The sequence below is a fragment of the Butyrivibrio fibrisolvens genome, assembly GCF_023206215.1.
GTDB classification, from domain to species: Bacteria; Bacillota; Clostridia; order Lachnospirales; family Lachnospiraceae; genus Butyrivibrio; species Butyrivibrio fibrisolvens_C.
On sequence record NZ_CP065800.1, the window covers coordinates 802,390 to 816,819 of the forward strand.

At 40.1% G+C, this 14,430-nt stretch carries 7 protein-coding genes, 1 tRNA gene and 1 pseudogene; all 9 read left to right on the forward strand.

The window, feature by feature from the left end:
* Positions 1-25: 25 nt before the first annotated feature.
* The 9 genes and pseudogenes from serS to leuS all read left to right on the forward strand — a co-directional run bounded on the left by serS (position 26) and on the right by leuS (position 14,388).
* Positions 26-1,312, forward strand: coding sequence for a serine--tRNA ligase (serS, locus tag I7804_RS03265; RefSeq protein WP_248404924.1), 1,287 nt, complete (start codon positions 26-28; stop codon positions 1,310-1,312).
* Entirely contained in the window at positions 1,312-2,289 is a 978-nt protein-coding gene (locus I7804_RS03270; RefSeq protein ID WP_248404926.1) for a DUF3881 family protein, read from the forward strand. The genes serS and I7804_RS03270 overlap by 1 nt, the downstream gene beginning before the upstream one ends.
* Positions 2,267-2,340: transfer RNA gene (locus I7804_RS03275), tRNA-Arg, on the forward strand. Before I7804_RS03270 ends, I7804_RS03275 begins: the two co-directional genes overlap by 23 nt.
* A 273-nt stretch (positions 2,341-2,613) precedes the next feature.
* Positions 2,614-3,414, forward strand: a complete 801-nt coding sequence (locus tag I7804_RS03280) for a LytTR family DNA-binding domain-containing protein (RefSeq protein WP_248404928.1) — start codon at positions 2,614-2,616, stop codon at positions 3,412-3,414.
* 77 nt (positions 3,415-3,491) lie between these two features.
* Positions 3,492-5,411, forward strand: a complete 1,920-nt coding sequence (locus I7804_RS03285; protein ID WP_248404930.1) for a zinc-ribbon domain-containing protein — start codon at positions 3,492-3,494, stop codon at positions 5,409-5,411.
* A 332-nt stretch (positions 5,412-5,743) separates the two neighbouring features.
* Positions 5,744-7,123, forward strand: a complete 1,380-nt coding sequence (locus I7804_RS03290) for a PhoH family protein (RefSeq protein ID WP_248404931.1) — start codon at positions 5,744-5,746, stop codon at positions 7,121-7,123.
* A 366-nt stretch (positions 7,124-7,489) separates the two neighbouring features.
* Positions 7,490-10,873: pseudogene (locus I7804_RS03295) on the forward strand (ABC transporter transmembrane domain-containing protein); the annotation flags it as partial.
* A 192-nt stretch (positions 10,874-11,065) separates the two neighbouring features.
* Positions 11,066-11,719, forward strand: a complete 654-nt coding sequence (locus I7804_RS19240) for an ABC transporter ATP-binding protein (protein ID WP_334303705.1) — start codon at positions 11,066-11,068, stop codon at positions 11,717-11,719.
* Between the two features lie 254 nt (positions 11,720-11,973).
* On the forward strand, positions 11,974-14,388 hold the full coding sequence (leuS, locus tag I7804_RS03305; RefSeq protein ID WP_248404933.1) for a leucine--tRNA ligase: 2,415 nt from the start codon (positions 11,974-11,976) through the stop codon (positions 14,386-14,388).
* Positions 14,389-14,430: the final 42 nt, after the last annotated feature.

Below are 14,430 nucleotides of genomic sequence, written 5' to 3' on the forward strand. Positions count from 1 at the left end.
TTTTTATAATGAAACGGAGACAGTCATGATCGATATCAAATTTTTAAGAGAAAACCCAGATGTAGTAAAGGAAAACATCAAAAAGAAATTCCAGGACCAGAAAATAGAACTTGTTGATAAAGTTATTGAACTTGATAAGGAAAGCCGCGCTATCAAGCAGGAATCTGATGACCTTAGAGCCAGCAGAAATACAATCTCCAAGCAGATTGGTGCTCTTATGAAGGAAGGTAAAAAAGAGGAAGCTGAAAAGGTCAAGGAGCAGGTTACCAAGAATGCCGAGAGACTTTCCCAGCTTGAAGAAAAGCAGAAGCAGGTAGATGAAGAAATCCTTAATATCATGTACCAGATCCCTAACATCATCGATCCTTCTGTTCCGATCGGTAAAGATGATTCATGTAACGTAGAGATAGAGAAATTTGGTGAGCCTGTTGTTCCGGATTTCGAAGTTCCATATCACACAGATATAATGGAGAGATTCAACGGAATCGATCTTGATGCTGCCAGAAGAGTAGCAGGTAATGGTTTCTATTATCTCATGGGTGATATCGCAAGACTTCACTCAGCTGTTCTTGCATATGCAAGAGACTTCATGATCGACAGAGGATTCACATATGTAATACCTCCGTACATGATCCACGGCAATGTTGTATCAGGCGTTATGAGCTTCCCTGAAATGGATGCCATGATGTACAAGATCGAAGGTGAAGACTTATACCTCATCGGAACATCTGAGCACTCAATGATCGGTAAGTTCATCGATCAGCTTCTTCCTGAAGATGAGATGCCATATACACTTACTTCTTATTCACCTTGTTTCCGTAAGGAAAAAGGTGCTCATGGTATCGAGGAAAGAGGCGTATACAGAATCCATCAGTTCGAGAAGCAGGAGATGATCGTAGTCTGCAAACCTGAAGATGCATGGACCTGGTATAACAAGCTCTGGAAGAACACAGTAGATCTCTTCCGTTCACTTGATATTCCTGTAAGAACACTTGAATGCTGTTCAGGAGATCTTGCAGATCTTAAAGTTAAGAGCTGCGATGTAGAAGCATGGTCACCACGTCAGAAGAAATACTTCGAAGTTGGTAGCTGCTCTAACCTTGGAGATGCACAGGCTAGACGTCTTAAGATCAGAATCAAGGGCAAAGATGGAAACTATTTTGCACATACACTAAACAACACAGTAGTAGCTCCGCCTAGAATGCTTATCGCATTCCTTGAGAACAACCTTCAGGCTGACGGATCAGTTAAGATTCCTGTAGCTTTAAGACCATACATGGGCGGAAAAGAAGTACTTATTCCGGAGAAATAATGCATAAATTTATGAGAGCTGTCGGCCTTGCAGGTTTGCAGGGCCGGGGCGCGCTCGAAAAGCTACTGGAATACTGCGTCCAGCATGCAGACGAGCGAGAATATATAAAAAATGAAGATGACGAAGTGTTTGCACAGTTCACCAAAGAATTCGCGCCGGGACTGGGAGTGGTCGTTTATGGCCAATTTAAGAGTGGAAATCACTTTATATATGAATACTATTATCCTTATATAAAAAGTGAAAGCATCTCATCGTCAGAAGACATAACAGTCGAACAGCATGCTGCTACAGATTCTTATGCAGGAGTATGCGATGATCCAAGAGTTGGTATCACTATGATATTCTATCTTCAGAATATGATGGATTATCTTAAGATATCTGAAAACGGACAGAAGAAAACAACCGGAACATCCGTAGCACTTTCTGCACTGTCTACACAGGGAACTATAATGCTCCCTATTGCCAAGACTCCTAATCAGAAAAGACTGCTTAAAAAGAAAAGACAAGCAAGAACAAAACTTGTAAGCTCAGCAAGAAATGGAGATGAGAATGCGATTGAATCGCTGACTCTGGATGATATGAACATCTATACAACTATCTCCGATAAAATCCTCAAAGAGGATGTATACACTCTTGTTGACAACTATTTTATGCCTTACGGCGTAGAATGTGATCAGTATTCAATGATGGGTGAGATAACTGATTACAGGCTTACTATAAACACCTATACCAAAGAACCTGTATACATACTGTCTGTAAAATGTTCTGACATCGACATAGACATAGCTATAAACAGGAAAGATCTTTTGGGAGAACCTGCTGTAGGTCGAAGATTTAAAGGCAACATATGGTTACAGGGGCATATTATTTTCCCAGAAAAAAATAATAGATTGAAAAAATTCTATTATTGTGTTAAATTGATAAAGTGCCTTTTACAAATGAAGGCACTCCTACGTTTGGGTAGCTCAGCTGGATAGAGCGTCCGCCTCCTAAGCGGAAGGTCGGGGGTTCGAATCCCCTCCCGAACATTTAGCAATACTTTTATATACACATTCATAAAGTTCTATCTGTCATAATTTTCATTTCTATCATCTGGTTTTTCTAAATTTATTCGCAAATTATCAGGTAGCATAAGGCTAATAGTAAGTATTTAAAACGTATATTGTGCTCTTTAAGTGTTTTTGAATACACCAATATGACAAAAGATATATACATCTTGGGCCTACCTTATTCATCATATTATTATTCAAAATCATGATTAAAACAGTAAAACAGGAATATGTAACTTTAGGGGGAAAGTTATGAGGGGTAAAAAATTTCTTCTGTACGATCGTGATAAAAGGCTAATAAATTTTTTAGAAAAGATAGCTTTACCATATATAAGATTCAGATATAATTCTACATATAAGCTTGAAGTATGTGATAGTCTAAGAAGCGTAAAAGATAACCTTGAATCAATAGATTACAGGGTTGATTTTTGTTGCTTCCATATGCAGGACGAAAGTGATATAGATATTTATTCAGCTATAAAAAGACAATATATAAATCTTCCGATCCTATTATGTGCATATTCCAAAATTGATCAGAACTTATTTTTCAGACCCGGCCTTTTTCCGGAAGAGCTTATCACAACAGGCGATGTAGATGAAGAAAAAACAAGAACCATCACCCAGATAGGAGAGGCTCTTTATAATATTAAAGATTATCTTGACCGTAATCAACCGGATGAACTACAGGAACAGAAGAAATGCATTAGGATCAAATCTGATGCTGATACAATCTCATTCATTAATGGACAAGATATAATTAGTATAGAATCTGAAAACATTGCAGGTAAAAAGATACAATGGATAAAGACCATAAGAGGAATCTACCCCTGTAAAATAAGCCTATCTGAATTGGAAAAGATTTATAGTACAATACTATTCAGGTGCAGACGAGATGCACTTGTTAATAAGAGTATGATAAGAGGTTTCAACGAACAAACTCTTGATATTATACTGGAAACTGAAAATAAATATTATACTATGCATGCTTCAAACGCCAAATACAGGCAAATAAAAGAAGCTTACAATTTATTTTACAAGGAATGTGAGGCATAAAGTTTGAAAGTGTTCCATTTTCAAACTTAAAAACCATTAGCCTCTTTCTTTGCTCGCAACATGAGGTTAAGTTTAAAATGCAATGTACTAACTGCCAGAAAGATATACCGGATAACATTAAATTCTGCCCTTACTGTGGTCAGCCGGTACTCATAAGACATAAGGAAGACAACACAACTTATTACAATACATTTGAAAATGTACCTTTTAGCTATGGTAGATCAGAAGCAGTAGATGAAAAAGAGGCGCCGGTTAACGTCACCAAGATCAAAGATTCCGGTATCAATGATACCGGTAATACAGAATCCGGTAATAAAAAAACAAAAGTAATCTTTGCTATATCAGTGATATTAGTAATAGCATTAGTAGCAGGGATCATAGGTTACAGATACTATATATCCAAGGATAAAACAGTAGATGAATCGATACCAGAATATATAAATGGTATAACCTATTGCGAGAAAGGTGTTATCTATGTAGATACCGATGTAACGGATGATGCTCCTTCTCTTAAACTGGCAACAGTGGATGAAGCGCTGGTTAAAGACTGCGAATTCTATTATCTGTCTATTTTTAACCCGGATACTACAAGGATATATTACATAACAGACCTTGAACAGAAGAAGACTACAATCTGCGGATCTTTGTACTCTATAGCCACCAAAGATATAACTAATGATCCTGATGAAAATAAAAAAAGATCTACACTTATATCCAAAGAAGTAAAAGGATACTTTACAACATCAGGTGATGACAACTCTATTTTGTACGACACCTTAAGTGATGAAATATACATCTATTCAGATAATGGTAACGAATATCTTATGGATGGTAAGGATATACTCGTCATCAACACCTTCTATAACACAGAAAGCTCTCATCTTATCACAGTACAGCGAGGAAATCTTAAAAATGTGACATTATCAACAGGTTTATATATGGGCGCAACCTACGAGATATACCATTACGATACTGCTACCAAAAAACTCCGACTTATAGATGATGATGTTGCTATGATCCCTACAGGAAAAGATGACAAATTGGTATATCTAAAAGGCGAAAATTATCTGACTGAAGGCGCAGATATGTATATGTGCGATATAACACCTGAAGGCATCAAGACAGAAAAGCTTGCAGAAGACGTCACTGATCTGGTATCAACAACGATCACAGATGACATAACACATATCGCTTATGCAACCAAAGGTGAACATACTGACGATTATACCTTTCATCTGTACTCCTATGATAACGGTGTTGTAACAGACATCGGAGAGACAGAAAATGTAGATATTTATTCCGAATATGTAACTTTTTTTGACTACTATGAACCTGATGATGAGGAAGAAGACAAGACTCAGTATTATAACACTGGATCCTCAGAAATATACAAATCTCCTTTTGGAGAAGTTATAGAGATACAGGAAGCTCTGCAAAGAGGCAAGCTAATGATCCAGGCCCTTGATGATAACGGTATAAGCTGCGTCTATATGTGTGATATAGAATACGGTAAAGAAATCACAGACTATGAACTTCTAGCTTACAACGCTTCCATATCCGGTATATATGCAAAAAGGTATCTATTCTATGTTTCAGGTCAGAAGACCAGAAATATGTATCTTTCATCACAAGAAGGGGACCGCCTGATACTGCGCGATGTCCCAAAGGATGAAAGCCTGTATTTCAAAGCAACACCTTATATAGATGATAATTTATACTATTTTGTCGTAGATCTGCTGGAAAGCGATGGAAACTCCAGTATATACGATCTGTATGTTAGAAATGATGAAGATAAATCCTTAAAGCGACTGGATACAATGGTAGAAGACATATCCATAACCGGAAAAGGTGCTGTCTACTGCAAAGATGAAGCCTTATACTACTACGGAGCAGATACCAAAAAAACAACCAAGATAGCTGATAGTTATTATTATTGTCAGGTTGGAAACCAGTACGAAACAAGCGCTTCAACACTTACGTACATAAATACATATTAAAGAACTGGTGAATTTTGGAATATATGTAACTTGTGGTGTAAATTGGAACATAATAATGTACAAACCTATAGCTACTGTAAAATAAAGCTTTCAAAACCACTATATCTTGTATAACAATTATTTTTTGGTACAAATAACAGCTTGTATCGGAATAATGTATTGTATATAATGAAAATATGGTGAAGAAGAAAATATTTGCAAGTCTATCAAATAGAATGCAATTTCCAAAAAGGACATGAAACAGGGTTCTCCTGTGTCATGTCCTTTGCGCATTTCAGGGGGCGCGACATAGATTTTCTTCTTAAATAGGGAGATTGGAGGAATCTGCACGTATGAAGAAGACATATGTAATCGACACTAATGTTCTGATTCAGGCTCCGTACGCGCTTGAATGCTTCGAGGACAATAACCTTGTACTTCCACTGGTAGTACTCGAAGAGCTTGACAGACTCAAGAATGCAGATGGTGAGAAAGGAGCTAATGCTAGGGCTGCAGTACGTTATCTTGAAAACTTGAGGATGAACGGGGATCTATTAAAAGGAGTTGAACTAAAAGGAGGAGGAAGTGTCAGGGTTGAAAAGAACTGCATAAATGTAGAGCTTCCGGAAGACCTTCCTGATGACAAAGCAGATAACAGAATCCTCCAGGTATGTAAGGGCCTTATAGTTGAAAACCAGGAAGGCCAGCAGATAGTACTGGTAACCAAAGATCTTCTGCTTAGGATCAAAGCCCATATCATAGGTATCAAGGCAGAAGACTTCACAACAGAGCAGATAACAGATGAAGACGAACTCTACACAGGACGAAATGAAGTATTTGTACCTGAAGAAGAGATCGACAATTTCAAAAAAGACGGGATACCTGTAGAATGCCTGTATGATACAGACGAGCAGGGAGAAAGAGTCGAACTTATTTTCCATGAAAATGAATTTGTAATACTAAAGCCGGATCAGTCAGACAGGAAGTCACTTCTTGGACGAATACATAATGGCAAAGTCGTACCTTTAAAGTACAAAAAGTGTAAGCCTTACGGAGTAACCCCAAGAAACGTAGGACAGTACTTCATGCAGGAAGCCCTTATGGCAAGTGCTCAAGAAGCACCTCTTGTAATAATAAAAGGTATGGCCGGCACCGCCAAGACCTTCTATTCACTTGCAGTAGGCCTTGAGAAGGTATTCAACAATGTAACCGGCGAATACAGAAGGATCATAGTATGTCGTCCAAACGCACAGTTTGATGATGATATAGGCTTCCTTCCGGGAGACGAGCAGGAGAAGATAGCTCCTCTCATGAGGCCTATAATCGATAACCTTGAACAGATCCTTGACTCCGATGAAGCAGAAAGGTACGAAGACGAAGAACAACTTTCTGACAAGATAGCTGAGATCTTCGATAGAGGCATCATCCAGACAGAAGCCCTTAACTTCATCAGAGGCCGCTCCATTGCCAAGACCTATCTCATCATAGATGAAGCTCAGAATATGACCCCTAATCAGGCTAAGGGTATCATCACAAGAGCAGGTAAGGATACCAAGATAATACTCCTTGGTGATCCCAACCAGATTGATAAGCCCTTCCTTGATAAAAGAACTAACGGCCTATCCTATGCAGCCAAGTGTATGAAAGACAGCCCTTACTGCTGGCAGCTGACCCTGTCCGCAGAAGAATGCGAAAGATCCAGCCTTGCAATGGATGCGATCAAGAGATTATAAAATATACGTGATAGGCGTTGTATTCTCAAAGCCTTAGATGATGCAGACAGAATATAGATTATTACAACTCCAGTCAAGTGTAGCGAATAATAATTATTATAAGTTAGTCAAAGTCTTACTGCTCTGAGTAGCAGTATTAACAGTATAGTGTGCAAAAAGCGTCTGTGTCTGAAGGCATGGACGCTTTTTGCGGGTTCTCAGTTGGGCATGCTGATATGCCCAAGTATAAAGTTTTAATATACAATACAAAATATGAAATAGATATAGTAAGTAAGAATGTTCGAATTGATAATGGTATGGAATATCGTTAAAATATAAGATATAACCTAAATCTGATATATAAAATCAATATAGGGAGCGTTGGGGATGATCAAGAAAAGACTGCTGGAACTTCTGGAAGATGCGCTTAAATATATCAAAGAACAGATCATATGGAAGGTGCTTGGTCTTATAAGTCAGATAGTGATCGTTATCTGTATATCAAGTATAATCTCTAAAGTCGTGACTGTAGGCATGACTTTGATTAACGGAAGAGAAGCATCCGTTAGTGCAGGTTCATTTATTAAATATATAGTTCCTGCGATTATTTGTATAGTTCTAAGATTTATTTTTGACAAAAAAGAAACAGAAAGCTCTTTTAACGCAAGTGCAGATGTTAAGAAGATTCTGAGACAGAAGATATATGATAAACTTCTAAGTCTTGGTTCTTCTTATAAGGAGAAGGTTTCATCAGCCGAAGTAACACAGCTTATGACAGAGGGTGTGGATCAGTTAGAGACATATTTTGGACTGTATCTGTCGCAGCTTTTCTATGCACTTATAGCGCCTGTCATTCTTTTTATTGTCACTTGTTTTATCAGTATACGGGCAGCTGTCATACTCCTTGTATTCGTTCCTCTTATCCCAATCTCAATAGTTGTAGTCCAGAAGATCGCAAAAAGGCTTCTTAACAGATACTGGAGCATGTATGCAAGCCTTGGAGACAGCTTCCTTGATAATATTCAAGGTCTTACTACTCTTAAGATCTACCAGAGCGATCAATATGCAGCCAATAAGATGGATGGCGAATCCGAACACTTCAGGAATGTCACAATGAAGGTTCTGACTATGCAGCTCAACTCCACAAGTGTCATGGACATCATGGCATATGGCGGCACAGCAGCAGGTATCATCGTATCACTATCAGAATATTCCAAAAACAGTATCACGCTTTCAGGAGCGCTTACTATAATCCTACTTGCAGCAGAATTCTTCCTTCCTATGAGGAGGCTTGGTTCATATTTCCACATAGCTATGAACGGAATGGCCGCAAGTGACAAGATATTTAACCTTCTGGATCTTGAAGAGCCGGCGGAAGGGGAAGAGGATTTTCCAGAGGATGCTGATTGCATAACTTTTGACAAGGTATTTTTTTCCTATGATAAAAATACTAATGATAAAGATAGCAGTGATAGAGATATTGGTAATAAAGATGATAGTAATAAAGAAACCAGTAATAAAGAAGCTGTAAGTTTTGGAAAAGTTCCTGTCACAGATACAGCACTGTCACCCTCTGATAATCCTGATGATATAGGTCTTATTAATAGACAGAAGGAAAAAGGAGCTGTTCTTAAAGCTGTAAACATGAAGATCCCCAAAGGAAGCTTTACAGCTATAGTCGGCGTATCAGGAAGCGGCAAGAGCACCATTGCATCTCTTCTTATGGGCAGGCAAAAGAATTATCAGGGCTCCATCAAGATAGGCGACAAAGAGATATCTTTAATAAAAGAAAATGAGCTTTTTAAGAATATAACGCTTGTTTCATCCGGAGCAATCCTGTTCAAAGGTACTATCAGAGACAATCTGGCAATCGCAGGGTGCAACAGATCAAAAGATAAAGAATGTGCAAGTAATGAATCTACAGAACAAAAATCTGCTCATAATGAATCAGCCAATACAATAACCGACGAGCTGATGCTAGAAGCGCTTAAGAAAGTAAATCTCTTAACACTAAATAGTAATGCTGCTGAGAATATTCTGGACATGGAGATCCTTGAAAACGCGTCAAACCTCTCAGGCGGCCAGAAGCAAAGACTTGCAATAGCAAGAGCCCTTCTACATGATACCGACATCTATATCTTCGATGAAGCAACCTCCAATATAGATGCCGAGTCAGAAGAGATGATCATGACGGCTATTAAGGATATAGCCAGGGATCACACAGTTATTCTTATAACTCACAGGCTTGCTAATGTAGTAGATGCTGACAAGATATATATGCTCAAAGATGGATGCATACAAGAAGAGGGAACTCATAAGGATCTTATGAACCACTTCGGAAGCTATGCACTGCTTTTTAATGCACAGCAGAAACTTGAAAATTACAACGGCGGCAAGTGTAAGACAGGCAAGATGCCGGTTCACAAGGCTGCAGCGACATCCGGCAATGCAGCAGCTATACAGGTTCCTATCTCCGAAAGCAAGAATGATAGAAATAAAAAGAATCTGCGCACGATAAAAGACCTTGCCTCTTTGGTAAAACCGCTTATGCCTATAATGATCCTTGCGATAACTCTTGGAGTTTTGGGATTTTTATGCGCTGTATTCCTGACGGTGCGAGCAGCTATGATCCTTGCAGGAGGAAGTGCTGCAGCAGATAGCGTATCCGGCAATATTACCGCCATATCTTTTTCCAGAGCAGCTGCTATATCACTTGTAATAATGGCAGTTCTTAGAGGATTACTCCACTATGCAGAGCAGTACTGTAACCACTTTATTGCATTCAAGCTCCTTGCGCTTATAAGGCACAAAGTCTTCTCTGCTCTTAGAAGACTGTCACCGGCAAAGCTCGAAGGACGAGACAAGGGCAATATAATTGCTATACTCACATCTGACATAGAGCTTTTGGAAGTGTTCTATGCACATACTATATCGCCTGTATTTATCGCTATTATCATGACGATCATAATGGTGATCTTCGAATGGCGCATATATCCCATAGCCGGAGTCATCGCTCTTATAGCATATATAGTTGTTGGAGTCGTGATCCCTGTTATAAACGGAAAACGTGGAAGTGATGAAGGCAGGGAATATAGAGAGAACTTTGGAGAGCTTAATTCCTACGTCCTTGAAAGCCTTAGAGGCCTTGATGAGACGATCCAATATGGAAGCGGCGAAATAAGACAAAAGGCAATTATAGATAAATCCACAAAACTTACAACTATATCCAGGAAACTGTCCGAATATCAGGGTGACCAAACCGCAGTAACAGATATAACTATCCAGATATCGTCCTGGATCATGCTCCTTGCTGTCATATATGCAGGATCTGCAACCTTTGAAAATCCGGGACATATAATAATCGCAGTAGTAGCCATCATGAGTTCCTTTGGACCAGTGATCGCTCTTTCCAATCTGTCCAACAACCTGGTGCAGACTATGGCAAGTGCTGCAAGAGTCCTTGATCTGTTAAAAGAAACTCCTGTTGTTTCGGAAAATACGGATGGCAAATGCCTATATCCCAAGGTTGAGAGTATATATACCGATAATATATCTTTCACCTATGGCAAAGAGCCTGTATTAAAAGACTTAAGTATAGGCTTCCCAAGAGGCCAGATATTGGGAATCCACGGTCCTTCCGGCTGCGGCAAGTCAACACTTCTAAAACTCCTAATGAGATTCTGGGATGTCTCAGCTGGAAGCGTAAGGATCATAGCAAGTGATACTGATCCTACTGCCGGAAATGAAGATCAGAAGGATGTTAATAAAGGTTCAGGCACTGATTCCAAAGATAGATCGCCAAATGCAGATAATACCGGCTTAAAAGGATCAGACACAGCTGATAAATCGCAGAAAAGCGCCACAAACAAAGGCGCTATAACTGAAGGAAATCCTGCAGATAATGAATCACCAGCAGAGCCAAAACCGCCAAAGCCAATGACTGCGATCGAGATGCTAAAAGCTATGCAGGCTGCCAAGGAAGAGCAGATAAGGGTCAAGAAAGAGCATGAAAATGCCTTCCTTGAAAAATCCAAAGCTCTTGCAAAACAAAAAGAAGAAGCCAGAAAAAAGGCAACTCTTGAAGCTGAAAAAGTTGAAAAGCAAAACCGCATGACATTATTGCAGCGAATCAATTCGCTAATGCCAAAAGCTGAAGATAAGGAAAGATCTAAAGACATTAAAGATGTACAGACAAAGAGCCTTAGACATCTCGAATCTTATGTAACACAAGATACCTATATCTTCCACGATACAATCGCTGCCAATATAGGTATTGGCAGGATCAATGCCACTTTGGAAGAAATACAGGATGCTGCCAAAAAAGCCTCACTTCATGACTTTATCATGAGCCTCCCTGATAAGTATGAAACCCAGGTAGGAGAACTTGGAGACACCTTATCAGGCGGGGAACGCCAGAGGATAGGTATAGCCAGAGCCTTCCTTGCAGATGCTGACATTATACTCCTTGATGAGCCCACCAGTAACCTCGATAGCCTTAATGAAGGCATAATTCTCAAGTCTCTCAAGGAAGCATCCAAGGATAAGACAGTGATAATCGTATCTCACAGAGATTCAACAATGGCCGTTGCTGATAACGTATACAGCTTCGAACAATGATCCCTGGAACGTAGGTACGGGACCATTTTACAAAAAGATCCCTTAGGGCGTAATTAAGAGATCAAAAAAGGTCCCTTACCTACGTCCCCAGGGTTCATTTATTTTTGACAGTAAAGCTTTAATTTGCTACAATTACGACAGTTTTTGATGCCTTGGAACATACACCATCTTCCGAGGCTTTTTATTAGATTAGTATAGAGCAGGGCGCTTTTATATTTATAAAAAAGAGCACCGGTGCCGGAATGGAGATCGCAATGGAATACAATCCGAAAGCCATAGAACCCAAGTGGCAGAAATATTGGGAAGAGCATGAAACTTTCAAAACAGATGTATGGGACTTCTCTAAGCCCAAATACTACGTACTCGATATGTTCCCGTATCCGTCAGGCGTAGGTCTTCACGCAGGACATCCTGAAGGATATACAGCAACAGATATCGTATCACGTATGAAGAGAATGCAGGGCTACAACGTCCTTCACCCAATGGGATACGATTCCTTCGGACTTCCGGCTGAGCAGTACGCTGTATCAACAGGCAATCATCCAAACGGATTTACTGAGAAAAATATTGAGACCTTCACTGGTCAGCTCAAAGAGCTGGGATTCGACTATGACTGGTCCAAGATGGTTAAGACATCTGATCCTTCTTTCTATCACTGGACACAGTGGATCTTCAAGCAGCTCTATCTTGACGGATATGCCAAGTATGTAGACATGCCAGTTAACTGGTGCGAAGAACTCGGAACAGTTCTTTCTAACGACGAAGTTATTGATGGTAAGTCAGAGCGTGGCGGATATCCTGTAGTTCGTAAGAACATGAAGCAGTGGGTTATCGACCAGCAGGCATTTGCAGAAGAGCTCCTTTCTGGTCTTGATGAGATCGACTGGCCACAGTCTACCAAGGAGATCCAGAGGAACTGGATCGGCAGATCTGAAGGTGTTGAGGTTGATTTCAAGATCGTAGGAGGCGGAGACTTCTCCATCTATACTACATGTATCGAGACAATCTACGGTATTACATTCATGGTACTTGCTCCCGACGGAGAGACAGTCAAGGAACTCATGCCTAGAATTGAGAACAAAGAAGAAGTTGAAGCTTATATAGCCGAGACACTTAAGAAGACAGAGATGGACAGAACTGAGCTCAACAAGACTAAGTCAGGCTGTGAGCTCAAGGGAATCCATGCAATAAACCCTGTTAATGGCAAAGAAGTTCCTGTATTCATCGGTGACTTCGTACTTGGCGGATACGGAACAGGTGCCGTTATGGCAGTTCCAAGCCACGACCAGAGAGACTTTGAATATTCTGAGGTTCACAACATTCCAAGGATCCAGGTTATCGACGGCGGTGACGTATCAGAGCACGCTTTCGAAAAGGGCGACTATCTTGGCAAGGGCTGCAAGCTAATGAATTCAGAAGAGTTCAACGGCCTTACAGTAGAAGAAGCAAAAGAAGCTATCACAGATAAGCTTGTGAAGATGGGCGTTGCAAGAAGAACTGTTAATTACAGATTCCGTGAATGGATCTTCGCTCGTCAGCGCTACTGGGGTGAGCCAATGCCTATCGTATATCTTGAAGACGGCTCAATCCACGTACTTGATGATGATGAACTTCCTCTTGAGCTTCCTGAACTTGAAGATTATAAGGGCAAAAATGGTAAAGCACCTCTTGATAATGCGACAGACTGGAAGAATTATGATCATAACGGCATAAAAGGAACAAGAGAGACCTCAACAATGCCAGGTTCTGCAGGATCTTCCTGGTACTATTTCAGATATATCGATCCTGATAACAAGGACGAGTTTGCAAACCAGGAACTTCTTAAGCACTGGATGCCTGTAGACCTTTATGTAGGCGGACCTGAGCATGCTGTAGGACACCTTATGTATTCAAGAATCTGGAACAAGTACCTTTACAAGAAAGGTCTTTCTCCAGTAAGCGAGCCTTTCAAGAAACTCGTACACCAGGGTATGATCCTTGGATCTAACGGTATCAAGATGGGTAAGAGATTCCCAGAATTCGTAGTTAACCCAAGTGATATCGTTGAGAAGTATGGCGCTGATACACTTCGTCTTTACGAGATGTTCATGGGTGCACTTGAAGCTTCCAAGCCTTGGTCTGATCAGGGCGTAGAAGGTGCTAGAAGATTCGTTAACAAGGTTTGGAACTATTTCTCCAATCCTGATAACATCTCTGAGGATAATGCAGACAGACTTACAAGACTTTATCACCAGTCTGTTCGTAAGATCACACACGACTTTGAGACACTTGGATTTAATACAGCTATCGCTCAGATGATGATCTTCATGAACGAAGCAACCAAGGGAACATGTCCTAAGGAATATGCCGAAGGATTTGTAAAGATGTTCTCATGCGTATGCCCTCATGCAGGTGAAGAGCTCTGGAGCCTCCTTGGACATAACGAAACAATTGCTTACGAAGCATGGCCTACTTATGAAGAAGCTCTTTGCAAAGAAGACGTTATCGAGATCGGTGTTCAGGTTAATGGTAAAGTCAGAGGCGTTGTAGGGCTTACAGATGATGACACTCAGGAGAGTGCACTTGAGAAGGCTAAAGCAATCGACTCTGTTAACAAGTTCATCGATGGCAAGAACGTTGTAAAGGTAATCTATGTTAAGGGCAAGATCCTTAATATCGTAGTAAAATAAGATAATTATTATTCAGGCACCCCACTTCAAACAAAAGGGGTG

Bases quoted from the DNA above. Each gene is read 5' to 3' on its own strand.
- serS (WP_248404924.1), top strand. From the start codon at position 26: ATGATCGATATCAAATTTTTAAGAGAAAACCCAGATGTAGTAAAGGAA.
- I7804_RS03270 (WP_248404926.1), top strand. From the start codon at position 1,312: ATGCATAAATTTATGAGAGCTGTCGGCCTTGCAGGTTTGCAGGGCCGG.
- I7804_RS03280 (WP_248404928.1), top strand. From the start codon at position 2,614: ATGAGGGGTAAAAAATTTCTTCTGTACGATCGTGATAAAAGGCTAATA.
- I7804_RS03285 (WP_248404930.1), top strand. From the start codon at position 3,492: ATGCAATGTACTAACTGCCAGAAAGATATACCGGATAACATTAAATTC.
- I7804_RS03290 (WP_248404931.1), top strand. From the start codon at position 5,744: ATGAAGAAGACATATGTAATCGACACTAATGTTCTGATTCAGGCTCCG.
- I7804_RS19240 (WP_334303705.1), top strand. From the start codon at position 11,066: ATGCAGGCTGCCAAGGAAGAGCAGATAAGGGTCAAGAAAGAGCATGAA.
- leuS (WP_248404933.1), top strand. From the start codon at position 11,974: ATGGAATACAATCCGAAAGCCATAGAACCCAAGTGGCAGAAATATTGG.